This window comes from Arthrobacter pascens (genome assembly GCF_030816475.1).
Classification (GTDB): domain Bacteria; phylum Actinomycetota; class Actinomycetes; order Actinomycetales; family Micrococcaceae; genus Arthrobacter; species Arthrobacter pascens_B.
The window spans coordinates 3,960,877-3,983,504 of sequence record NZ_JAUSXF010000001.1 but is presented as its reverse complement, the minus strand read 5'-3'; the positions used below and the strand labels follow the sequence as shown (position 1 = coordinate 3,983,504).

General features: G+C 63.4%; 21 protein-coding genes and 2 pseudogenes. 6 read left to right on the top strand and 17 right to left on the bottom strand.

Annotated features, from left to right (window positions below):
• Positions 1-77: 77 nt before the first annotated feature.
• Both QFZ40_RS18280 and QFZ40_RS18275 read right to left on the bottom strand, forming a co-directional pair.
• Positions 78-3,051, bottom strand: a pseudogene (locus tag QFZ40_RS18280) (alpha-amylase family glycosyl hydrolase).
• Between the two features lie 272 nt (positions 3,052-3,323).
• Positions 3,324-4,370: a lactonase family protein gene (locus QFZ40_RS18275; protein ID WP_306906093.1), complete on the bottom strand. Its 1,047-nt coding sequence runs from the start codon at positions 4,368-4,370 to the stop codon at positions 3,324-3,326.
• Between the two features lie 195 nt (positions 4,371-4,565).
• On the opposite strand from QFZ40_RS18275, the gene QFZ40_RS18270 reads away from it, so the two are divergent.
• Positions 4,566-5,432 carry a putative protein N(5)-glutamine methyltransferase gene (locus tag QFZ40_RS18270; protein ID WP_306906092.1) on the top strand — a complete coding sequence of 289 codons (867 nt, stop codon included), beginning with the start codon at positions 4,566-4,568 and terminating at the stop codon, positions 5,430-5,432.
• A gap of 431 nt (positions 5,433-5,863) precedes the next feature.
• On the opposite strand, the gene QFZ40_RS18265 is transcribed toward QFZ40_RS18270, so the two are convergent.
• Positions 5,864-7,672, bottom strand: coding sequence for an HNH endonuclease signature motif containing protein (locus QFZ40_RS18265; protein WP_306906091.1), 1,809 nt, complete (start codon positions 7,670-7,672; stop codon positions 5,864-5,866).
• 266 nt (positions 7,673-7,938) lie between these two features.
• Here QFZ40_RS18265 and QFZ40_RS18260 point away from each other — a divergent pair, with 266 nt between their 5' ends.
• Together QFZ40_RS18260 and QFZ40_RS18255 are read left to right on the top strand one after the other, a co-directional pair.
• The gene (locus QFZ40_RS18260; RefSeq protein WP_306906090.1) at positions 7,939-8,634 is read left to right on the top strand and encodes an IS110 family transposase; all 696 of its coding nucleotides are present in this window, start codon (positions 7,939-7,941) and stop codon (positions 8,632-8,634) included.
• Positions 8,573-9,148, top strand: a complete 576-nt coding sequence (locus QFZ40_RS18255) for a transposase (protein ID WP_306906089.1) — start codon at positions 8,573-8,575, stop codon at positions 9,146-9,148. Before QFZ40_RS18260 ends, QFZ40_RS18255 begins: the two co-directional genes overlap by 62 nt.
• A 79-nt stretch (positions 9,149-9,227) precedes the next feature.
• Here QFZ40_RS18255 and QFZ40_RS18250 read toward each other — a convergent pair whose 3' ends face one another.
• The 4 genes and pseudogenes from QFZ40_RS18250 to QFZ40_RS18235 form a co-directional block, all read right to left on the bottom strand.
• A complete protein-coding gene (locus QFZ40_RS18250) occupies positions 9,228-9,731 on the bottom strand; it encodes a hypothetical protein (protein WP_306907018.1) in 504 nt (167 codons plus the stop codon).
• A 36-nt stretch (positions 9,732-9,767) separates the two neighbouring features.
• Positions 9,768-9,878 (bottom strand): annotated as a pseudogene (locus QFZ40_RS18245) (DUF2510 domain-containing protein); the annotation flags it as partial.
• Positions 9,879-9,924: 46 nt separating this feature from the next.
• On the bottom strand, positions 9,925-10,698 hold the full coding sequence (locus QFZ40_RS18240; protein WP_306906088.1) for an oxygenase MpaB family protein: 774 nt from the start codon (positions 10,696-10,698) through the stop codon (positions 9,925-9,927).
• A 49-nt stretch (positions 10,699-10,747) separates the two neighbouring features.
• Positions 10,748-11,434: a TetR/AcrR family transcriptional regulator gene (locus QFZ40_RS18235; RefSeq protein WP_306906087.1), complete on the bottom strand. Its 687-nt coding sequence runs from the start codon at positions 11,432-11,434 to the stop codon at positions 10,748-10,750.
• 109 nt (positions 11,435-11,543) lie between these two features.
• On the opposite strand from QFZ40_RS18235, the gene QFZ40_RS18230 reads away from it, so the two are divergent.
• Positions 11,544-12,677, top strand: coding sequence for an epoxide hydrolase family protein (locus tag QFZ40_RS18230; RefSeq protein ID WP_306906086.1), 1,134 nt, complete (start codon positions 11,544-11,546; stop codon positions 12,675-12,677).
• Between the two features lie 138 nt (positions 12,678-12,815).
• On the opposite strand, the gene QFZ40_RS18225 is transcribed toward QFZ40_RS18230, so the two are convergent.
• The 6 genes from QFZ40_RS18225 to QFZ40_RS18200 form a co-directional block, all read right to left on the bottom strand.
• Positions 12,816-13,313: a hypothetical protein gene (locus QFZ40_RS18225; protein ID WP_306906085.1), complete on the bottom strand. Its 498-nt coding sequence runs from the start codon at positions 13,311-13,313 to the stop codon at positions 12,816-12,818.
• 110 nt (positions 13,314-13,423) lie between these two features.
• Positions 13,424-13,690, bottom strand: coding sequence for a GlsB/YeaQ/YmgE family stress response membrane protein (locus QFZ40_RS18220; protein ID WP_306906083.1), 267 nt, complete (start codon positions 13,688-13,690; stop codon positions 13,424-13,426).
• 132 nt (positions 13,691-13,822) lie between these two features.
• The gene (locus tag QFZ40_RS18215; protein WP_306906082.1) at positions 13,823-14,656 is read right to left on the bottom strand and encodes an aldo/keto reductase; all 834 of its coding nucleotides are present in this window, start codon (positions 14,654-14,656) and stop codon (positions 13,823-13,825) included.
• A 69-nt stretch (positions 14,657-14,725) separates the two neighbouring features.
• Complete coding sequence (locus QFZ40_RS18210; RefSeq protein WP_306906080.1) at positions 14,726-15,757, bottom strand: NAD-dependent epimerase/dehydratase family protein; 1,032 nt, start codon at positions 15,755-15,757, stop codon at positions 14,726-14,728.
• Entirely contained in the window at positions 15,751-16,722 is a 972-nt protein-coding gene (locus tag QFZ40_RS18205) for an aldo/keto reductase (protein WP_306906079.1), read from the bottom strand. The genes QFZ40_RS18210 and QFZ40_RS18205 overlap by 7 nt, the downstream gene beginning before the upstream one ends.
• Before the next feature lie 28 nt (positions 16,723-16,750).
• Positions 16,751-17,572 carry an aldo/keto reductase gene (locus QFZ40_RS18200; RefSeq protein ID WP_306906078.1) on the bottom strand — a complete coding sequence of 274 codons (822 nt, stop codon included), beginning with the start codon at positions 17,570-17,572 and terminating at the stop codon, positions 16,751-16,753.
• 247 nt (positions 17,573-17,819) lie between these two features.
• On the opposite strand from QFZ40_RS18200, the gene QFZ40_RS18195 reads away from it, so the two are divergent.
• Positions 17,820-18,716, top strand: coding sequence for a helix-turn-helix domain-containing protein (locus QFZ40_RS18195; RefSeq protein ID WP_306906077.1), 897 nt, complete (start codon positions 17,820-17,822; stop codon positions 18,714-18,716).
• Positions 18,717-18,760: 44 nt separating this feature from the next.
• Here the strand turns inward: QFZ40_RS18195 and QFZ40_RS18190 are convergent, their stop codons facing one another.
• Together QFZ40_RS18190 and QFZ40_RS18185 are read right to left on the bottom strand one after the other, a co-directional pair.
• Positions 18,761-20,686 carry a glycosyltransferase family 2 protein gene (locus tag QFZ40_RS18190; RefSeq protein ID WP_306906076.1) on the bottom strand — a complete coding sequence of 642 codons (1,926 nt, stop codon included), beginning with the start codon at positions 20,684-20,686 and terminating at the stop codon, positions 18,761-18,763.
• A 219-nt stretch (positions 20,687-20,905) separates the two neighbouring features.
• Positions 20,906-21,193, bottom strand: coding sequence for a hypothetical protein (locus QFZ40_RS18185; protein ID WP_306906075.1), 288 nt, complete (start codon positions 21,191-21,193; stop codon positions 20,906-20,908).
• Between the two features lie 75 nt (positions 21,194-21,268).
• Between QFZ40_RS18185 and QFZ40_RS18180 the strand changes: the two genes are divergently transcribed.
• Positions 21,269-21,481: a hypothetical protein gene (locus QFZ40_RS18180; RefSeq protein ID WP_306906074.1), complete on the top strand. Its 213-nt coding sequence runs from the start codon at positions 21,269-21,271 to the stop codon at positions 21,479-21,481.
• A gap of 77 nt (positions 21,482-21,558) precedes the next feature.
• Here the strand turns inward: QFZ40_RS18180 and QFZ40_RS18175 are convergent, their stop codons facing one another.
• Complete coding sequence (locus QFZ40_RS18175) at positions 21,559-21,768, bottom strand: dodecin (protein WP_306906072.1); 210 nt, start codon at positions 21,766-21,768, stop codon at positions 21,559-21,561.
• 144 nt (positions 21,769-21,912) lie between these two features.
• Positions 21,913-22,623 (bottom strand): FadR/GntR family transcriptional regulator, encoded by a 711-nt coding sequence (locus QFZ40_RS18170; RefSeq protein WP_306906071.1) that lies wholly within the window; start codon positions 22,621-22,623, stop codon positions 21,913-21,915.
• Positions 22,624-22,628: the final 5 nt, after the last annotated feature.

The window sequence follows — 22,628 nt, the reverse complement described above, 5'->3', positions numbered from 1 at the left end:
CGGAGCCACACAACGCGGGGTCACTTTTGGCCCGTCCTGGGCCTCAGGATGGGCAACAAGTGACCCCGTGTTGCCTGTTAGCGGGCGGTTATGAGGTGGGTGACATGGTCATACCGGAACGTGACCGGACCGCCGTCGTGGATGAAGGAGATGTTGGCGCCGTTGGGTACGCCGTCAGCTCCGTAGTTGACGTTCCAGGAGCGGTCCAGTGCGGCCTTGAATTCGTACGTCCCGGCCTCCAGGTCCGGCACGGACAGCTTCCACACCAGGTCCGCCGGATCAAGCGCCAGCTGCGCCTCATCGCAGTCAGGCAGCCAGTCCGCGGTGCAGCCAAGCGGCACCCCCAGGCTTCCGGCAACTGCTACGGCCTGCGGCTGTTGGGAAGGGTAGACGGCGGTCACCAGGTGCGAGGTGTTGTCGTACCGGAAGGTGACCGGTCCTCCTGGATGGTCCAGCACCAGGTTATCTCCGTTGGGCACGCCATTTGCCCCGTAGTTCTCATCCCAGCCGCCGTTCAATGCGGCCTTGTAGGAGTACTGGCCAGCGGGCAGATCCACGGTGAGCCGCCAGATATCGTCCGCCGGGTCCAGTGCCATCATGGCCTTCGGGCACGCCGGATCCCACCCAGCGCAGCCCATGTTCGTATTGAGGGTCCCGGCAACGGTCACCGAATGGGGCTGCGGCGCCTCGCCGACTGTCACGCTCCGCGGTTCGCTGGTCACGTTGAACCCGGTGCCGCTCATGATGGCGCGGTACTGCACCTTGGTACCGTCCGGGAGGTCCAGGGGCGACAAATCATCCCTCACGGAGTACACGGGGGATGAATCGTCGGAGCCAACGGCCGTCCATCGGCCGCCGTCCACGCTGCGTTCAAAGGACACTGTGTGGCTGGCTTTCTCGGGATCTGCGGTGGCGCTGAGCTCCACCGAACCTTCAACACTGCTGCCCTCAACAGGTTTCTGCAGGGTCAGTATCGGCGCCGGTACAACGGCCGCCCGGGACAAGCTGGTAGCCGTGTGGCCACCGTTATCCAGGACGGTGGCGCGGTATTCCAGCGACGTGCCGGGATCCAGGGCTGCGACGTCGTGGAACACCTGGTACGGGGCGGTGTCGTCTGTGCCGATCGGCTGCCAGCTGCCTTCTGCTGTCTTCGCCTCGAAGGTGACCTCGTAGAACGAACTGCCTCCGACGTCGGCCTTCACCTGGACCCGGCCGTTGTCTTCGGCGGCAGGGACAGGTTCCTGGAGGACGACGGCGGGCGCCGCCGGGGAGCGCGGGATGCGGCCTGATGATTCATACACCACCGCGGAAAGCGGAGGAACGCTGACGGCGAGGGTGCCCTCATCGGACGTTTTGATTTCGCCGGCTCCCTCACCATAGATGAGCGTGTAGTTGCGCTTCTCGATGTACGTCGGAATCTCGGCTGCCTGCTCCTGTTCGCTGTTGTTCAGGGCAACCACGTACTCGCGCTGGTCCTCAGCGCCGGTCCGGGAGAAGGCGTAGATGCCGGGGCCCTCCGTGGCATAGCGGTGCTGGTGGGCGCCGTCGCGCAGTGCGGGGTGTTCCTTCGTCAGGGCGGCGAGCTCACTGATCTTCCCGTACAGCGGGTGGCCAGGGTTGAAATTGTCGACGGCGTGCGTGGCGTCCGTGCCCAGAAGGTCGTCGTCGAGGTACTCCGGCACCTTGCTTGCGAAGAGCGTCTGCCGGGCGTCCTGGTCTCCGCCGGGTCCGGTGAAGCCCTGTTCATCGCCGTAGTAGACCACGGGATTCCCGCGTGAGAAGTACATCAGTTCGTGGGCCAGCTGGTCGCGGGCCACCTTCTCTGCGTCGGTTGCTCCGGGGTTGTCCGCCGCGATAAAGCTGCCGATGCGGCCCATGTCGTGGTTCCCCAGGAAGGTGGGCAGCTGGTAGACGTTCGAATCGGCGTCGGTGTACCAGTCGTCACCGGCAAAGAAGGACGCCAGGGAGCGGGTGTCCTGGCCCTTGGAGGCGAAGCCGCGGGCGGCGTCCTGGAACGGGAAGTCCAGGACTGCCTGCATCTGGTTCCGTGTGGTGAATTGGGACGTGAAGCTCTTGCTGGTGTCAAAAACTTCGCCGAACATAAAGAACTCGTCCTTGCCCAGTTCTTTGGCGTAGCCCAGGACGTCGGGTCCGAAGGCCTGCCAGAATTCATTGTTTACATGCTTCATGGTGTCGATGCGGAAGCCGTCCACTCCGAAGTCCCTGATCCATGATTTGTAGATATCCTCCATTCCGGCCACCACCTTGGGCTGTTCCGTGAAGAGGTCGTCCAGGCCGAAGAAGTCGCCGTATGAGGAGTCCTCGCCCACGAAGGTGGTGTCGCCGCGGTTGTGGTACAGCGTCGGGTCATTCAGCCAGGCCGGGACCTTCAGGTTCTCTTCGCCCGGATCGAGGAGGGGAACGTAGGGAAAGGATGATGCGGCGTCCAATGCGGGGAAATCCTCGGATCCGGCGAAATCCCGGTCATCGAAGTTTTTGCCGGCGGCCGTTTTGTAGGGATCGGCATCTTTGGAGACGTACGGCTTCCGGGCGCCTTCCTGATAGCCGATCACATCGGCCGTGTGGTTGGTGATGATGTCGAAGTACACCTTCATGCCGCGGGAGTGAGCCTTATCGATGAGGGCTTTGAGTTCCTCGTTCGAGCCCAGGTGGGGATCGATTTGGGTGAAGTCCGTGACCCAGTAGCCGTGGTAACCGGCCGATTTGTCCTCGGGCTGCACCGCCTTGTTCTTGAAGCTCGGGGTCAGCCAGATGGAGGTGGTACCCAGGCCCTGGATGTAGTCGATTCTGTCCAGCAGGCCGGACAGATCGCCCCCGTTATAGAAGCCCTTCCTGGTGGGGTCGAACCCGGACACCATGGGATCAGGGCCTAAACCGCCGTCGTCGTTGGACGTGTTCCCGTTGCTGAAGCGGTCTGCCATCACAAAGTAGAAGTTCTCGTCTGTTACGGGGCTGCGAAGGGAGTGGGAAGCCGACGGCGGTCCGGGGGGTTTTGGGACGGGGTGCGGCCTGGGCAGGCAATACCGCCACTGAGACGGCGACAGCGGTTGCCAGGAGGCCGGTTCCGGTCCGCCAACGTGACTTGTGGACCTGGGATGCGCGGGCTTGCGGCGAGGATTTGAGGCGTGGGGTAGCGCCTCGAGGGGTGCGGGAATTCACGGCAGGAGAGACCTTCCTGGTAGCGGCTTTGCTGTGCAGGTACTGGCCGGCAGCGTTTCAAGAGCGGCGGGCTGTGAACCAGGTCACAACAGTAAGCGCTTGCAGCTAATTTCTCCAGTCTTTTGAGTAAACCCCGCGGAGAGCTAGCCGGCAAGCACCAGGGCCGTGGGCGACGGGGTGCGGAGAGTCTGAACCAGGGGTCCGAGTAGCCCGCTGGCCGGGTCCAAACCGAACGTGGCAATGTCATCCGAACGCTCATGCGCCACATGGAGCCATTGGCCGCGGACCAGGTGGTGGCGGGGCCAGTCGCCTCCGCTGGGAAAGTCCTTTATCGGCGAGAGTGCAGTGCCGTCAGGGGATGCATGGAGGACGCTGATGAGGTTGGAGCCCCGTATTCCGACGTAGGCGTGGTTCCCGTCCTGGCTCAGGCAGATCTCCGCGGCCGAATCGTCCGGACCGCTGCCACCGGAAGTTGCCGTACCGCGGCTGATCAGCTCGAAGGTCCCGGCCTCCGGCCTGACCACGAAGACTTCGACCGAGTATTCGGAGACCACAAAAACGCTCCCGCTGGCATGCTGCACCAGATGGCGTGGGCCGCTGCCGAACGGGAGAGCCACCTCATGGTCCGCAATGAGCCCTGCCCCTGGGGCATATCGCCAGACCCGCAGCGTGTCATGGCCCAGATCGCTGGTCATGACCCGCCCGTCGGACAGCATCAGGCTGGCGTGGGCGCGGCTTTGCCGGGGAGCGCCGGGGCTCATGCTGCCGTGCGGATCAACCGAGGGCGCGGCCGGGAACCGACCTGTCATCCCGCCGTCGTGGTCCAGCTCGTAAAGCAAAACCTGGCCGTCTCCCCAGCAGGCCACGGTGATGAAGCGGGCCAGCGGATCCACCGCGACGTGGCATGCAGCCTCGCCGGCGTTCTCTGCATCTCCCAGCGCTTCCAGACCGAATTCACCGGCCCGGCGATAAGCCTGGACCGTCTGGGCCTGCTCGCCCACCCCGTAAACCACGGGTAAAGTAGGGTGCACCGCAACGAACGACGGCGAACTGGCCTTCACCGCTGTGCCCAGCCATGTCAGCGTCCCGTCCGGAGCCGACGAGATTGCGCCGATCCCCTCCGCCCGACCACCGCCGTCCGGCGTGTAGGTGCCCGTCCAGATCAGTTGGTGCTGTTCAGAGGATGTCATGGCTCCTATCCTGCCAATGAATGCGTCCGCGCGTTCGGATTGGGGCTTCGACTAGCATGGAGTTTTCCAGCTATGGCAGAAGGAGGTGGGTCCCATCACTGCTCGATCAGTTCCCGGTACTCCCGCATCCTGCCAGAGGGCCGTCAGGCCCGGGTGACGCGAGGAGTTCCCATCGGCTCACCGAAAGGCGGTCCCGTGCCAACTCCTGAATTGCGTTCCAACTCTACGAACGCCGTATTTTCCGCAAGCGTATTTTCCAGCACCGTATTTTCCGACACGGTTGCCAGTCTTCGTGCCGCGGGCTGTGTCTTCGCCGAAGACGAGGCGCACCTCCTTTTGGACTCCGCGGCCGATCCTGCCGAACTCCTGGGATTCCTTGAACGCCGGGTTGCCGGCTACCCTCTTGAGCACATCATTGGCTGGGCAGATTTCGGCGGACTTCGGGTTGCTGTTGACTCCGGGGTGTTCGTTCCGCGCCGCCGGACAGAGCTAGTGGTCGACGAGGCTGCCGCACTCCTGCGGGGGAACCCTGGCGGCCGCCGTCCATTGGCACACGTCGTGGTGGACCTTTGTTGCGGGTCCGGCGCAGTAGGTGCTGCCCTGGCCCGGCGGGTTGGCGGGATCGAACTGCATGCTGCGGATATCGATCCGATAGCAGTTAAGTGCGCGCGCAGGAACGTGGACGAGGCCGGAGGGCAGGTGTACGAGGGAGACCTCTATGAGCCGCTGCCTCCGCGACTCCTGGGCAAGGTGGGACTTCTGGCGGTCAATGCGCCTTACGTCCCCACTGAAGCGATCAGCATGATGCCCCATGAAGCCCGGGAGCACGAGTCCCGTATATCGCTCGACGGCGGCGCGGACGGTCTTACTTTCCACCGGCGGATCGCTGCAGGCGCTCCTGACTGGCTTGCTCCCGGTGGATATTTGCTCATCGAAACCAGCGAACGGCAGGCGGAGGGAACGGCCTCGATCATGGCTGCTGCCGGGTTTTCGATCAGGATCGTCCACTCCGAGGAGCTGGACGGCACTGTGGTTATTGGTCTGCGTGCACAGGCCACCTAAGCTCTGACCCTCCTGCTGAAGATGGCCGTTTGTGCGGCCGGACCTACCCTTCCTTGCGCGGAATCCTAAAGCCTCTACTCATCTGCTCCGCACAATCAATGCTGCTCTGCGCAGCCCCTACTGCTGTGCCCACCCGCACCGTTGTGCTGGAACTGTTTGCAGCTGTGCCCACCCGCACCGTTGTGCTGGAACTGTTTGCAGCTGTGCCCGGCCTACACCTATGGGCCCAGGTGTTTGTAGCTGTGCTGGGCCCAGTTAGTAGCTGTTCTCGACGGTTGCAGCAGTACCCGACCAAGACTCTGTACCCAGCCTGAACTCTGTGCCCACCATCCCGGGGCGGAGGATGTGCCTCGCGCCCCTGAAGGGTTATCGGGGGCGGACCTGCCAGGCGCGGCCCCTTCTATTCGCTGCCCCGTTGTTCGCCGCCCGCGTTATTCGTGGGGTGTTGGGGGTTTGAAGTAGTGGTTTTGTTGGGGTTTTTGGGTGGGGTCGATGTGGGGTGGGGGGATGAACCAGGGGATGCCGGTTTGGATTTGGATGGTCCATTGTTCTTTGTGGATGAGGTGGTGGTGGTGTGGGCAGAGGAGGGTGCCGTTGTCGGTGTTGGTGGGTCCTTGGTGGGACCAGTAGGTGATGTGGTGGGCTTCGCACCAGGGGGCGGGGATGGTGCATTGGGGGAAGGTGCAGCCTTGGTCGCGGGCGGTGAGGGCGAGGCGTTGGGTGGGTGTGAAGAGGCGGGTGGCGCGGCCGAGGTCCAGGATTTCGCTGTGGGTGCCCAGGAGTGCGGGGATGATGTCGGCGTCGCAGGCGGTTTTGCGCAGGGTGGTGGCGGCGACGGGTCCGGTGAAGGTGAAGTTCCCGGTGCCTGTACCCGCACCCGTATCTGGGCCTGTGCGTGTGTCCGTACCCCTGCCTGGCGGGGTGTGGTTGGGGTGGGGGAGGAGGTCTTGGTAGTTGATGGTGGCGAGGATTTGGGGGCGGTTGCCGCCGGTGGTGGGCAGGGTGTTGGTGGTGAGTGCGGCTTTGATGGCGGTGATGATGCCGTCGAGTTGTTTCTGGGATCTGGTCCGCTGGTCCAGGTCGGGCCCGGCTTCCTGCCGGTCGTGTGCGGGGCTTGCGTTGCCGTCTGTCCCGGTCCCTGTGCCTGTGCCTGCGGTGGTTGGTTCTGTGTGGGTGCGGGGGTTGGTGGCGGTGTTCATGACGGTGAGGAGGTGTTCGTATTGGTCGGTGGTGGCGAAGATTTCGAGGTGGTGGAGGCCGTGGCGGGGTTTGCGGATGAAGGCGCCTTGGGTGTGGCGGAGGGCTTCTTCGTTGGGTTCGGTGCCGTCGGCGTCGATGGTGTCGGCCCAGCGGCGGGCGACGCGGATGAGGAAGTCGGGGTCGGCGGTCGCGGCGGTGCGGGTGAGGTGTTCTTCGATCCGGGTGAGGGTTTCGGTGGTGGTGTGGTGTTGGAGGCGGTCCAGGGTGGTGCTGATGATGGTCCCGGCCCGGGAGGAGACAGCGGGGGCGGTGGCTTCGATCATGAGGTTGGGGTGATCTACGCTGCTGTCGGAGAGCCAGTGACCCGTGGGGGTGAGTGCTGCGGCGAGGCGTTCCAGGGCTGGGGGTGTGGTGTTTCCGGTGAGGGTGGTGGCGGGCAGGGTCTGTTGGGCCAGGCGTAGGCGGCGTCGGGCTTCGGTGATGCCGATCCGGAGCCTGATGCGCAGGAATTCGGCGGTATTCCTGCATCCGTCATCGGCCGGGGAGTTCGGCACGGGCCTGAGGTTGCTTTCGGTGGCCGGCCATTCCGCGTTGGTCTCGGCGACCGGGCAGGTCCCGCCGTCTCGGCCGGTCGTGTTGGCCGCTGTGTGCGTATGCCGGGTGCTGGCGGCCGCGATCGCCCGGGTCCGGGTGCGGTCCACGGCGCCGGCGGCGAGGACCTGGAAGTAGTCAACGGTCCGGGAGAGTTCCTCGACAAGCCCGGCGAAATCCGCAGCCTGGACATAATCGGCCATTGCCAGATCATCAGCTGTGGCGACGGCGGCGGCGTGCACGAGCGCGACCGCCTGCACAAGCGGGACAGCCTCCACCACCGGCACGGCGCGAAGCCGGGCCGGACTGCCGGCCGCTGAACCGCCGTCGAACGTTCTGGTGCCTGAACCGCCGTCGGACGCCGAAGAATGCTCAAAGCCACCGGAAGCACGCGTCAGCAAAGCGGTTGTACCGCCGTACCCAGCAAGCTGATCCCCCATGGCTTCCATAAGGAATACTCTGCCAAAGGGGTACGACGGTAATGATGGAAGTGGCTGTGTTGCGGTGTGACTCTGGGTACGACTGACGCCCGAAGGGTTTGTCTTCTAAATGATCTGTCCGCCGCAGCACAGCTGCAGTAAAACGCGGCGGCCAGGTGGACATGACCTCATAGGAGCCTGTTCAGTGGAATCCCATTACCGTCTTTGTCTGCCCACCCGGCCGGCGTGCCCTTTATGTCCCACCGCACGCAACGGAAGGTAGGGCCAGTTTCATCATGGCAAACGAGCACCGGAAAGTCATCGTCGGGATCGACACCCACGCCGATACGCATCACGTCGCCGTCATCACCGAAACCGGCGTCCATGTCGCCGATAAGGAATTCCTGGCCGTTGGGTCCGGCTACCAAAAGATTATCGCGTTCATCACCGGCTTCGGACAGGTCCTCGCCGCCGGAGTCGAAGGCACCGGCAGCTACGGCGCCGAGCTCTCCCGTGTCCTGACCAAAGAGGGCATCGAGGTCTTGGAGGTCATGCGCCCAAACCGGCAGGGGCGCCGGCTGAAAGGGAAGTCGGATCCGCTGGATGCCTACCAGGCCGCCGAGTCCGCGTTGGCCGGCCGAGGCACCGCCACACCCAAAGCCCGGGACGGAGCCGTGGAAGCCCTGCGCGTCCTGCGGGCCGAGAGGTCCACGGCGATGCGGGCGCGGGTCGCGGTCATGAACCAGGTCCAGAGCTTCCTCGTCTCCGCCCCCGAGGCGCTGCGCGCCAAATACCGTGGCCTGACCAGCGCCGCGATGATGGCCGCGCTGGAGAAGACCCGCCCGGCAGGGGACATATCAGAACCTTTTAAACGCCACCGCCACCGCGCTCAAACGCCTCGCGGTCCGCTACCGGGCACTGCATCAGGAATTGGCGCTGATCGATGCCGAACTCGACGCGATCCTCACCATCCACGCACCCATGCTCCGTGACCTGCACGGGGTTGGCACAGACGTGGCCAGCCAGCTGCTGGTCACCGTGGGAGACAACCCCGAACGGGTCGGGACCGAAGCCCAATTCGCGGCCCTCGTCGGCGTTGCACCGATCCCCGCATCCTCAGGAAAGACCAGCCGGCACCGGCTCAGCCGCGGCGGCGACCGGCAGGCCAACAAAGCCGTCCACCACGTCGCTCTGGTCCGGATGATGAGCGACACCCGCACGAAAACATATGTCGTCAGACGGCGGGGCGAAGGCAAAAGCACCAAGGAAATCATGCGCTGCCTCAAACGCTACATCGCCCGTGAAATCTATAACCAGCTCCTCCATCCGCAACCGGCACCGGACGCAGGAGCCCTCCGGGCACTGCGCAAAACCAAGAACATCACCCTCCAGGCCGCAGCGGACAACCTCCACGTCTGGCCCTCCGCACTGTCCCGGCTCGAACGGGGGCACACCCGCGACGACCTCTTCCACCAACGCTACGAACACTGGCTCAACGAACATTGACAGCTATAGGAGCATCAATAACGTGCCCCGTTAGGCGAGGAGAGCCTGCAGGCTGGTCCCGAAGCCGAATTCGGCTTGCTCAGCTCGGAATGGACGACATCATCGACGACATCAGCGCGGACATTTTGATAGTCGACACGACGATGGAGAGAACAATGACTCCGATCAGTATCCAGATGGGCACCAGCCCGCGTCCCGGTGCAACTTTATGGACAATCACTGAGCGGCCAATGACATACACCGTGCCGCTGAGGAAGCTCCAAGCCCAATGGAACGGCCTGACCACGCCGTCGCGCTTGAGCCGCTCTCTGTCGAAATAAGCCAGCAGCACCGAGACGCCGTATACGAGGAATCCGGAAAACACGAGCAGTAAATACTCCGGCGTGAAGACCGAGGCGGGATCCACGGTGGGTCTGCCCCGGCCGCCGATGTAGATGATGCGGAACTGCGGATTCCAGACAAGCAAGGGGACCAACGAGAGCAGCGGCAGAAGTGTGATGATCCAGATCATCGGGTTGTAGACCGGCGTTTCGGGGCTGATCCGGGGCCGCTCGAGGACGGGCGGGTAGGGATAGCCGGGCATTTGCTGTCCGGGCGGATGTCCCGGCGAATATGGTCCACTGACCTGATCTGTCCACCTGACGCCATCCCACCAGCGGAGCCGTCCTGACCCTGCCGGATCGGGATGCCAGCCGGGCGGAGGTGTTGGCCTGTTGCCGGGATCGCTCATCTTTGTGCCCTTCTCGTGAATGGCGGGGATGGTGTTGGAGTGAAGCTTAGGCTCTCTCAAGCTGAGCGAGGTAGTAGTTCTTGAACCAGTGCCGGACCCGCTGCGGCAGCGGACGGTAGACCATCCCGACCGTGCGCATGGTGCGGTCAAAATGGCGGCGGTGACGCGAGCTCCATCGCAATCCAAAGCCCTCACGCAGCTCGTCGGGCAGCAGTCCCGCGGTGATGAAACGGGCTGGCGGCATGATCAGGCGAAGCCAGAGAGGCCCGCTCGGGGGATGAAGCAGATTCCGGGCAACGCTCAGCGTCACGGCGTCAGTCTCAAGCATTTGAAGGGACTCGGCCCAGTATGCCGCGAAGGCAGCACGGTCGGCCGGCCATAGTTGCGGTGGGACCTGCAGAGTCGTCCCGATTCGCGCGTAGTCCTGATACACGCGGTCAGCTGTCTCCTCGTCCAGCTCGCCATAGATTCTTTCGTAGACAGTCACGGCAGTGTCATACAGGGTCGCAACGACCCAGAGCTGCGACTGCGCGTCGAAGGCGCTATATCCCTGGGAGCCTGAATCCGCCTCACGTCGAACCGGAGCATGGGCGCGATTGACCCTGCGACGGGCGGCGGCCCGCTGCTCCTCTGTGCCGTAAACCACTGCATAAACGTAGGTCATCGTTGCCTGAAGCCTGTCGAGGGGATCCTCGGCGAACCTGCTGTGCTCGGCCACGCCGTGGCCTACAGCAGGATTCGCGATCTGCATCAAAATGGCTCGACCTGCTCCGACGAGCAAGACGCTCTCAGCCCCGATGTTGGCAAGACCACGCACCATGACCACAGACTACCCTGAGAGACACTCAGGCACTCAGGCACTCAGGCACTCAGGCGGACTGAGGGACTGCCCAACGTTCCCCGAGCTCCATGCCACTTGGTGCGGGTGCTGAGAGCGTTCCGAAGGTTGGATTTGAGCGCATCCCGTCCATGATGAGGTCCAGGTAGCGGTGGCGCAGGGCCACGGTACGCGCCTCGTCAAGCAGACGGATGGCAGTGAGTTGTTCAAAAATCATCGGGACGTCATTGGCGTCAGCATCCGCGCGCAACATACCTCCGTCGAAGGCTCTCTGAAATATCGACTTCATCAGAAGGTCGGCGCGCACTGAGAGCTCGCCAAGTTCGGGCGTCGGAGTGAACGTACCTGCGAGCTTGACTGTCAGGGCGTGGACGTCCGCATCCACAATTCCCCGAACAAAGTCCTTGAGTGCGGTGAAAGGATCCGGTTGGCCGTCCGAATACTGTTCGGCAATTGAGATGAACGTCCTGAGCCCGTCTGCGCACAGCTTTTGGAGGAGCTGCTCCTTGCCCGGATAGCGGCGGTACAAGGCGGAAATGCCAACGCCTGCTTCTTTCGCAACAGCAGCAACCGGCGCCTGCGGGCTCTGCAGGAAGACAGTCCTCGCCGCGGCCAGGATGGAGTGATCGTTCCGGGCTGCCTGTGCGCGCCGACCATTCAGGCCACGGGGAGGCTCATGTGGCGGGGGTTGTACGGGGTCTTTTAGAGAACTGCTCATGAATCAACAATACCACTTGAACGGAATGCTTCGTTCCGCTATTCTGGTATCAGAACGGAATAAGCCGTTCCGATTGACCGGAATCCGTCCGCGAAGGAGAGCAGCAGGTATGGGCAAGACAGCAGAAGTACAGGTCAGCGACAGTACCGTGAGTCCGTTCCGGGTGAACATTCCCCAATCGGAACTCGACGATCTTCATGCGAGGTTGGATCGAACCCTGTGGGTTGACCAGATCCCCGGCTCGGGGGAGGTCTACGGAACCTCTGTAGAACGGGTCCAGCGGCTCGTTGCGCACTGGCGCCATCGCTTCGACTGGCGTGCCTTCGAGGCCAGGCTGAACGCTTTTCCGCAGTTCATCACGAAAATCGATGGCCAGAACATCCATTTCCTGCATGTGCGCAGCGGCAGGCCGGACGCAACCGGACTCATCCTGACCCACGGCTGGCCTGGTTCGATTGCCGAATATCTGGACATCATCGAGCCGCTTGTGGCCGACGGCTATGACGTGGTGGTTCCGTCGACGCCCGGCTTTGGCTTCTCCGGGCCCACTACAGAGCGCGGCTGGGACCAGTATCGAGTAGCCAGGGCATGGGTGGAGCTCATGTCCCGGCTTGGCTACGAACGCTACGGGGCGGTCGGGAACGACGGCGGGTCCATCATTTCCCCGGAAGTCGGGAGGCTGGACCCGGCCCACGTCGTTGGCGTCCACGTCACGCAGCTGTTCTCCTTTCCCACGGGAGATCCCGAAGAACTTGCAGATATGACGCCCGAGGAAGAAGCTGCCATCCAGCACTTGAACTGGTTCTGGCAGAATATGGGGGCCTTCAACCAGCTGCAGTCCCAGTCGCCACAGACGCTGGCGCACGCCCTGGCCGACAGCCCGGCAGGTCTTCTGGGCTGGAACAGCCAGCTTTTCGGCGACGACCTGGATGACGATTTCATTGTCGGGAACGTCGCCGTCTACTGGTTCACGCGAACGATGGCCTCGTCAGTCCGGTTCTACTACGAGATGGCCAAATCACTGCAACGTCCCGAAGAGCCGACCACCGTGCCCATAGCGCTCGCCGCAGGCGGAAGGGATTTCCAGTCGATCCGGCGCTTTGCCCAACGGGACCACAGCAACATAGCGTCCTGGGTTGTCTACCCTGATCATGGCCATTATGCGGCTCATGAATCGCCGGCGGTATTGTCCGCAGACATTCATGACTTCTACAGCAAGATAGCGACACCGATCGCACGTTAGCCGGGTGGCTCGATTGCCGCCGGAACGACGCTGGCCGCCGCGTCCCCCAAGGATCGCGACGGCCAGCAAGGTCGTTCAGTTCAGTGCAGATGGTCGGCGAATGATCGGTCGGGACTGGGCATTCGCCGAAAAATCCCTTTACGGACCCTGCGATCCGTCCCTTAGGGGATCCGCACCCGTGGCTCCGGCGGAAGCTGCTCCGCTTTCACCCGACGTGCCGAGGTTGGCGGTTTCGGGATGGGTGCTGTGGGCAGGAATGTGGTCACCGGTGCCGGCACCGAAACTTCCAGCTCCAGCTCCGGTACCTGAGGCACTCACGGTAGCGCCGGCGTCGGACGTCTCCGCCCTGCTGGTCTTGCCGTTACCTGTCTTGCTGTCCCCGGCCAAGTCGTCATGGTGAATGGCGGAGCCGATCACGGTGCCTGCCCGGCGGGCCGCTTCACCGAGCTGGTCCGCTACCTCCGGGGCCTTTTCCTTGATCACCTCGGTGGCCGCGGCAACCTTGTCCTGGACAGGCTTGCTGTCCCAGATGCTGGCAGCCCGGGCCTTGAGTTTGTCATACGCAGCCCGGCCGGACCGGGATCCCAGGACGTAGCCTGCTGCGATTCCAACGCCCAAAAGAAGTTTTGATTTCATGGTGAACTCCTGCTCTGTGAGAAGGTTTCAAGCCCGGCCATACGGCCGGGAGATGGGAAACCGGCCCAGGGATTGTGCCCCCGGGCCGGTTTCCTGGCCGAGTGCCGCAGTTAGCTCCGGACGCTCCGCCTGGTGATCATGCCGTAGACAAGCAGCACGATGATCGAGCCGCCGATCGCGAGCAGCCAGGTCTGGAGCGAAAAGAACTCCTGCAGCCCGGTGCCGAAGATCAGTCCGCCGATCCAGCCGCCGAGGAACGCTCCCACAACGCCCAGCAGCAAGGTGATGAAAATGCCGCCACCCTGCCGACCAGGAAGGATCGCCTTAGCGATCGCTCCAGCAATAAGGCCCAGAATCAGAAATGCAAAAAAACCCATTTGTCGTTCCCTCTTCCTTCTAAAGGAGGCACCCGGATCCCGGGTGCGCTTCGTCCTTCCGCCTCAATAGTAATCATGCTTACTTTATTTTTGCCACCCGGCATTCCGGATGCGGCGGTAAGCAGGAGAGGTTTAGTGCCCGGTCACGTCCGAATCGATGCCGGCGTCCGGAGCCTCTTCGAGGATGGCAATTTCCGCTAGATCCTGCGAGTCCAGGGCGAAATCGAAGATGTCCAGGTTCTCCGCCATCCGGTCCGGGTTGCCCGACTTTGGAATGGTCACAATTCCTTGCTGGATATGCCACCGCAGTACCAGTTGACCGGGCGTTTTGCCGTATTTTTCGCCGAGCTGGGCAAGGACGGGAGCGTCCAGCAGGCCGGCGCCCGGGCCGCCGAGAGGGCTGTATGACTCGGTCACGATGCCGTGCCTTGCGTGGAACTCACGTTCTGCTACCCGGGTGATGGCCGGGCTGAGCTGGATCTGGTTTACCGCCGGCACGACTTCACATTCGGCCATCAACCGCTCAAGGTGCGCCGGCTTGAAGTTGGAGACGCCGATGGACTTTGCTTTTCCTTCTTGCTGCAGCCGCTCAAACGTCTTCCAGGTGGAGACATAGTCGTCCCGCTGGGGGAGCGGCCAGTGGATCAGCAACAGATCCACGTAGTCCAGTTTCAGCCGTTTCAGGGAGCCCTCCAGCCCTTCCAGGGCCCTGTCCTGGCCCTGGAACTGGCCGTCCAGTTTGGTAGTGACGAACAGCTCGCCGCGGTCCACGCCGCTGGCGCGGATGCCGTTGCCCACCCCTTCCTCGTTGCCGTACTTCACTGCGGTATCGATGTGCCGGTATCCGGCCTCCACTGCATGGACGACGGCGGTAGCCACCTGATCGTCATCCAGCGGCCAGGTGCCAAGACCCACTTGTGGGATGGTGTGTCCGTCATTGAGTTTGATGAGCGGTGCGAGTGTCATTTGAACAGTGTCTCCCGGATCCGGCGGTCGTGGCCCTTAAAACGCGCTGAATATCAGTCCTCATATCGGTCAGAGAGGCCTGCGTGCCCAGGCCACCAGCCGGTCGCTCAGCTCCATGAACAGCTGGTCCACGACCTGCAGCCCGGGATGGTTGTCATGCCAGTCGACGATCTCCCGGGCACCGTCAGCGAACGGGATGGTGGCCCTGTAATCCGGCACCAGGGACTTGATTTTGGAGTTGTCGAAGACTACTGAATGAGACCTGTCACCCAGCAGGTTCGGCCCCAGTTCGTCACTGTGCGCTGCAATGGTCTCCGAAGCCACATGGACCAGCTCGGGCTCCGGAACTCCGGCTGCCCGCGCGAAGAGTCCGTAGATTTGGTTCCACGGAAGGTACTCGTCGGAGGTGATGGTGTAGCTCTCGCCCACCGCCTGGGGCCGTCCCAGGAGCCCCACGAAGGCCTTGGCAAAATCCCGGCTGTGGGTCAGGGTCCAGAGCGACGTTCCATCGCCGTGCACTATCACCGGCAGCCCGGCGCGCATCCGGTGGATGTCCGTCCAGCCGCCCACCATCGCAATCTTGGTCCGGTCGTACGTGTGCGAGGGCCGCACAACAGTGAGCGGGAAATCTTCCGAGCGGTACGCCCCGAACAGCAACTCCTCGCAGGCGATCTTGTCGCGTGAGTACTGCCAAAACGGGTTCTTCAAGGGAGTGGACTCGACGACGGGCAACCGGGCAGGCGGCTTTTGGTAGGCGGAAGCGGAACTGATGAACACGTACTGTCCGACCCTGCCGCGGAACAGTTCCAAACTGGCCCGGGCATGGTCCGGAGTGAAGGCAATAAAGTCCGCGACGGCGTCGAACTCCCTTGCGCCGAGCACCTCCTGCACGGCTGAAGCGTCGCGCACATCCGCCTGCAGGACTTCGGCCCCCTCCGGCACCGGCCTGCCCGTTGACTTGCCCCTGTTCAGGATAGTCAGCCGGTGCCCCAGCGCGACGGCACGTTCCGCCGCCGCCGCGCTGATGACCCCGGTGCCGCCGACGAACAGGATGTTCCTCGGCGCCACCGTATCGGCTTCAGGCAAGAGCGTGGTTACCACGCGTAGTCTTCCGGCGCTGTGCGGTGTCCCGGGAAGATGTCGTCGAGCCGCTTGAGGGCATCGGCGTCGAGCGTGACGTCCAAAGCGCGGATGGCGGCGTCGAGCTGTTCCTGGGTGCGCGGCCCGACGATAGGTGCGGTGACTGCGGGCTGGTGAAGCAGCCAGGCGAGGGCGATGTCGCCGGGTTCGTGGCCCAGGTCGTCGGCAAAGTCCTCGTACTGCCGGATCTGTTCCTGGTGCTTCTTGAGCGTCTCCAGGGCCCGTCCCTCACTGCGCCGGACTCCTTGGCGTTCCTTCTTCAACACTCCGCCCAGCAGCCCGCCCTGGAGCGGCGACCAGGGAATGAGCCCCAGCCCGTACTGCCGGGCGGCCGGAATGACTTCAAGCTCCACCTCGCGGCGGAACAGGTTGTAAATGGACTGCTCGCTAACCAGGCCAGTGTAATTGCGGCGTCGGGCTGCCTCCTGGGCCTGGGCAATGTGCCAGCCGGCAAAGTTGCTGCTGCCGGAATAGAGGATTTTGCCCTGCTGCACAGCGACTTCGATCGCCTGCCAGATTTCGTCCCACGGAGTGTCCCGGTCGATGTGGTGGAACTGGTAAATGTCTATGTAATCCGTTTGCAGACGCTTGAGGCTCGCGTCCAGGGCCCGGCGGATGTTCAGCGCGGAGAGCTTGGACTCATTGGGCCGGTCGCTCATTGTTCCGTACAGCTTGGTGGCCAGAACAGTGCGTTCCCGGCGCTCGCCGCCCTGAGCGAACCAGCGGCCGATGATCTCTTCCGTCCAGCCGCGGTGCCCCGTGCCGCCATAAACATTGGCGGTGTCGAAGAAGTTGATACCCGAGTCCAGCGCTGAGTCCATGATGGAGTGGGCATCAGCTTCCTCCGTCTGCGGGCCAAAGTTCATGGTGCCAAGGCAGAGGCGGGAAACCTTGAGGCCGGAACGGCCAAGATGGGTGTACTGCATGGGATTCAGTCCTTTGGGTCGAGGCGGATTAAAGCTGGCTGAAGGAGGCGACGGCGGGATCCGAACCGATGCGCGCCCCTGACTCCAGCGCGGTGATGGACGCGAGTTCGTCGTCTGTCAGCGTGAGGGATGACGCGGCGAAATTCTCCCGTAGCCGGGATGGATCGGCCGACTTGGGGATGACGATGTTCCCGGCAGCCAGATGCCAGGCGAGAACCACCTGGGCTGTCGTGGCGTTGTGGGCGCGGGCGATGGCAGTGACAGCACTTCCGTTGAGGTCGCCGCCTTGTCCCAGCGGGCTGTAGGCCTCCACCGCGATGTCCAGGGAGCGGCACTTTGCCGTCAATTCAGCCTGCTGGTAGCTCGGGTGCAGTTCGATCTGGTTCACCGCCGGCACGACTTCCGCGGATTCCAGCAGGCTGTCCAGATGCTGGGAGAGGAAGTTCGAAACCCCAATGGCGCGGATCTGATTGTTGGCATACAGGCGTTCCAGCTCCTTCCACGCCTGGACGTACAGGCCCTGCGAAGGGACCGGCCAGTGAATCAGGTACAGGTCCACGAAGTCCGCGCCCAGCGCCTTGCGGCTGTTCTGGAACGCTTCCTGTGCCCGGCCCTGCTCGCCGTTGCGGAGCTTGGTGGTCACGAAGATTTCTGCGCGCGGGATCCCGGAGGCAGCGATGGCAGCCCCGACCCCGGCCTCGTTACGATAGGCCGCGGCCGTGTCGATGTGGCGGTAGCCAGCGGCCAGTGCGTCCTCGACGATCCGCTGGGTGTCTTCCGGCGGGACCTGGAAAACGCCAAAGCCCAGTTGGGGAATGATGACTCCGTTGTTCAGTGTCAGCTCTGACATGGTGTGTGGCTCCTTGCTCGCGGCTGGTAGATGCTGGGGACTTCCTGCACGTGCGTGCACGTGCCCTCCTGCATGAGAAAACGCTGCATGAGAAAGCGCTTTCGGAAAGGCTCTGTCCTGAGCCTATGCACTTTTGCTGCCGGAGTCAGCAGTTGAGCCTGTTCCTGTTTTTCCTAGGATTGCCAGTCCTACCCTCGTGATGGAAAAGGGCCACCAAAGCCGACGGAAACCCGGCAGAATGGGCTGCATGGGTCAGAGCGCCGAGTTCGGAAAATTCCTGAAAGCCATGCGGTCACGGTTGAGTCCCGAGGACGCAGGAGCGGAGGGCACTGCCGGCACCCGCAGGGTTCCGGGGCTGCGGCGTGAGGAAGTTGCCCGGCTGGCCGGCGTGAGCACTGACTACTACATCCGACTGGAACAGGGAAGGAATATCCATCCGTCGCGGGCGGTGCTGGATTCCGTGTCCCGGGCGCTCCGACTGGATGTCAGCGAACACGCTCACATGATGGACCTACTGGAAAACTGCGCCGCCACGACGCGTCCTCCCGGCACTGCCCAGTCCGTGCGCCCCGCCCTCCGCCACCTTCTGGAGGCAGTGGGGGACGTCCCCGCGCTGGTCCTGGGCCGGCGCACGGACGTCCTGGCGGGCAACCGGATGGCTTCCCTTCTGTTCACGGATTTCCTGGCGCTCCCGGCCCCGGAACGCAATCTCACGCGCTGGCTGATCCTGGATCCCCGGGCCCGGGAGCTCTTCAGGGACTGGAAAACTATTGCTGCGGATGCCGCCGGCGCGCTCCGGGTCGACGTGGGACGGCACCCCAATGATGCGCAGGCCAACCAGTTGGTGGGTGAACTCGCCGTACGGAGCGAGCACTTTCGCCAATGGTGGGCAGGACACAGGGTGGCGACGCGGTCCGCTGGCAGCGTCCGGCTCCACCATCCCGCCGTCGGCGACCTGGAACTGAATTTTGAGAACTTTGTCCTCCCCGACGACCCGGACCAGGCCTTCCGGGTCTATTCCGCCAAGCCGGGTTCACCCTCCGCGGATGCCCTGGCGCTGCTGGGCAGCCTTGGAGCAGATGCCCGGCCGGAACAGCAGCTGTTCTCCGCTGAAGCAGTCCCGCCGGCCGCGCCCGACAGCTGAGGATGTGCCCGCCGGCTCAGGTGGTGCCCGCCGGCTGAGGATGTTCAGCCGTTTGGCGTGAATCCCTTGTAGAGCGCGGCCCGGATTATCACGCTGAGGATCAGCAGATCGTAAATGACCCACGCCACGTTGACGAGCGTTCCCGCCGGAGCTCCCAATCCCGTGAACATTCGCACCAGTCCGAGGACTGCGGCCAGCACGAGGGCTGCTATGGCGGCCAGCTGGGCCCGGATCAGGGACCAGGGCGGGCCGCCTTTTTGCCGGGTTTTAGGGGTGACGGCGAACCCCAGGTCGCGGCCGAACAGGACGTTGCCGGCCGCCGTCGTGCACGCCTTGATCCAGACGGGGAAGAGCGCAAGGCTGTACTGCTGGCCGCGCCACGTTTTCCTGCCCCGTGCCGCTACGAAAAACAGGACCTGATTAACGATCAGGAAAGGTATCAGCCGGGCGAAAAAGTCACTACTGAAAGCATCCACGGGCATTACGCCGAAGCACAGGAAAATGATGGGGGCGGCGATATAGACCACCGCAGCGAACCCCGACAGGTAGCTCCACATTGTCGAGAAGTACATCAGGCGCTGCCCGGCACTGAGCCCGCGCTGGAGGAGCGGGTTCTCACGCAGGAAGACCTGCATGGTGCCTTGGGCCCACCTCAGGCGCTGGGTCAGCATCGTCCGGAGGTCCTCCGGAGCCAGGCCCTTGGCGAGTATTTCGTGGTGGTACACGCTCTCCCAGCCCGCAGCGTGCAGGCGCATGCAAGTGGCCATGTCTTCCGTGACTGAGTTTGTGGCCATGGGCATGACCGGCAGGGCCTCCTGCGGCCGATCGACGTCCAGGTCACGGACCAGGCCGCGGAGCGAGCCCATGGCCCCGATGGGTGACCAGTCGCGCCTGGCCAGGCGGTCAATGGCGGCCTCGTCGTTGTACCGGACACCGGTCCCGTTGCCTTGCATCCGCTCGATCTCGTCCAGATCGGCCGTGAGCGAGGCTATATCCGCCATGACGATGCTCCGCGCGGCCAGGTCAACCCTCCGCTGGAAGCCGTACGTGATGTTAGCGACCGACTGGTCCTGTTTCAGTTCCTGGCGCGCGCCGCGCACCGCCGCGCCGATGTCCTCGAGCGCAAGGATCACATGATCTCCGGCCGTCCGGTGCTCTGTGCGGGCCCTGGCGATGACTTTGTCAGCGCCCTTCAAAGCTTGCTTCACAGTGGCCGTGACGCCGTTGACGTAGCCGGTGATGCCGATCTGCATCAGGGCCTCTCGCCGGATCATGGCATTGGAGCCGCAGAAGAACGCCGCGTTCCACCCGTCCTTGCCCTGTTGGATCGGGCCATAGAACAGTGGCGCCTGGCTTCCCAGGATGTCGTCGTCGGCGACATTCGAGAACCATTGGGGCGTTTGAACCAGGGCGACCTTTTCGTTGTTGAAGTGGCCCAGCATGCTATGGACGATTCCCGGTTCCGGGATCTGGTCAGCGTCAAGGATGAGAAGAAACTCGCCCTGCGTCGCCGCGAGGGCATTATTGAGGTTTCCCGCTTTCGCGTGCCGGGGGAGGTTATCCCAGTCGGGGGAGCGGGTGATGTAACCGATGCCGGCTGCTTCCGCGGCCCCCTTCATGGCCGGGCGGGCCCCGTCGTCGAGGATCCAGGTCTTATGCGGGTAGCTGATGCGCCGGGCAGCGATGGCTGTTGTCATGACGAGGTCGACGGGCTCGTTGTACGTGGTGATGAAGACGTCCACGCTCAGTCCTTCGGCCGGAGCCGGAGGGACTTCCCGCACCCGGAGCCGCCACATGGTGACGCCGAAGAGGAAGGCGTCAATCAAACTGTAGGTTTCGACCATTGCCAGCGGAACGCTGATCCACGCCGCAGACCAGTTCACCGAGAACAGCCAGCGCCAGAGAATGTAGTTGATGCCCAGGACGATGGTGAGGGTGGCTAGGACCCGGACGACAAATTGATGATTCATGGTGCGCCCCTTTCCTGGTCCCTTCCTGCTGAAAAGCAGGTGCCCCTGGACCATGGTGGCAAAGGGGAAGGCTGGCGGACAGGGGTCTGTCCCAAACCTCGGCAAACCCTGCGCAACCCTTCAACTTCCTTGGCAAAAACTGCGCGGACGGGAGTGATGACGGAAGAATTCCTACAGGGGCGGCTGTGGGGCGGCCTGCCCGGCTGTCCTACCCGGCACTCATAGGGGCGGCTCGATCGCATGCAGCTGCAGGACTGTGATCTCCGCGTCCTCGATGGAAGGGAAGCCGGCTTCTGAGAGGATTCTTTGGAACTCGGCACTGGGGAACTCGGCACTGGCAAAGCGTGTCCTGAGCAGTTCCTCTGACTCCCACACACCGACCAGATACAACGAGTCATCCCCAACGGCGCAATGGTGGCGCAACCCGCCGGGCGCCCCACCGGCCTCCATGATTGTTTTGCTGTGCAGCTGTGCAAGTGGCCAGCCGTCCGCAACGATTCTGTCCACCAGCCCATTGGGAAGTGCGACGCGCTTTCCTAGGCTGGAGGCACACACTTTTTTCTGCCAAGGATGGTCTCAAAGATGAAACGCATCGCGCTGTTGAAGGAACGCCAGGTCTCTGCCGCCGGCCCTGCAAGTACCACGGGTTCCCATTGCCCTGTCTCAGGGCTGTGGAGTCCCGAATCCGATCCCCAAGTGGTGGAGTCCTTCTTTGAGGGGCAGGTATTCCCCGCGTTCGACGGCGTGCCCGCGGTTTGGCGCCGTCGAACCGCAGGCCTTGTCTCCCTCAACTAAAGACGCCGCACGTACGGAAAAATGATGGCCGTGCCCCCGGAGGGGCGCGGCCATCATTGTCAGATCAGGGCGCGGGGTCAGCGTTCCAGGCGGAAACCAATCTTGATTGTCACCTGCCAGTCGGCGATCTTTCCGTCGGCAAGGTGGCCGCGGACTTCCTTGACCTCGAACCAGTCAAGGTTGCGCAGGGTCTTGGCGGCCTCAGCGATCCCGTTCCGGACTGCCGCGTCGACACCTTCTTCGGACGTTCCGACAATTTCAGAAATGCTGTACGTATGGTTGGACAACTTCGCTCCTCGTGATCGCCTTCGAGTCCCCGGTTGCGGGCCGTTCTTGAAGACTAGTAGGACTTCCGGGACCTGGCCAGACCTCCGGCCCCACGACCTGAAGCGGCGGGTGTGATGAACGCACGGCCTGCTGAGTGCGGGTACCTACCCCTTGTGGGCGCCGAGCACCAGGTTCTTGAGGTCGTCGAGAGTCTGCTGCATATGGGCGTCCATGGCTTCACGGGAACGGGAGGGGTCCCGGGATTCCAGGGCCTCCGCGATGTTCTGGTGATGCCCGATGGCGTGGACCTGGATCTCGGGCACGGCTGACGTCTCGGCGCGGCGCTTCTCCAGGACGCGGTGCAGCGGTTCGAAGAGCACGGCGACAAACACGTTCTCGGAGGCATGCAGGATCAGGTCATGGAATGCAAGGTCGGCCTCCACAAACGCGGGAACGTCGTTAACCTCGTGGGCTGCGCGCATCGCCGCCACGCACTCGAAAAGCGCCTGGACATCCGCCTCGCCGATCCGGCCGGCGGCCAGCTCGCAGGCGCCCGTCTCAAGCATCCGGCGGAGTTCGATGAGCTGCACGGACGCGTCCGCCTCATTCTTGCCCTCGGACGCGGCACGCAGCACAGCCTCCAGTGAGGCCCACCGGTTCAGCGGGTTCACGAATGTCCCCCTGCCGCGCTCCACGCTGAGGATCCGCTGCGCTTCGAGGGTCTTCATGGCCTCCCGTACCGTCATCCGGCTCACCTCATGCTTGGCGCTCAGCTCAAGTTCCCCCGGCACGCTGGCTCCCGGCGGGAATTCCCCCGCAATGATCCGGTCCAAAAGCTCGTCCGCAACTACTCCGACCAGTGATTTCCGTGCCATCTTCC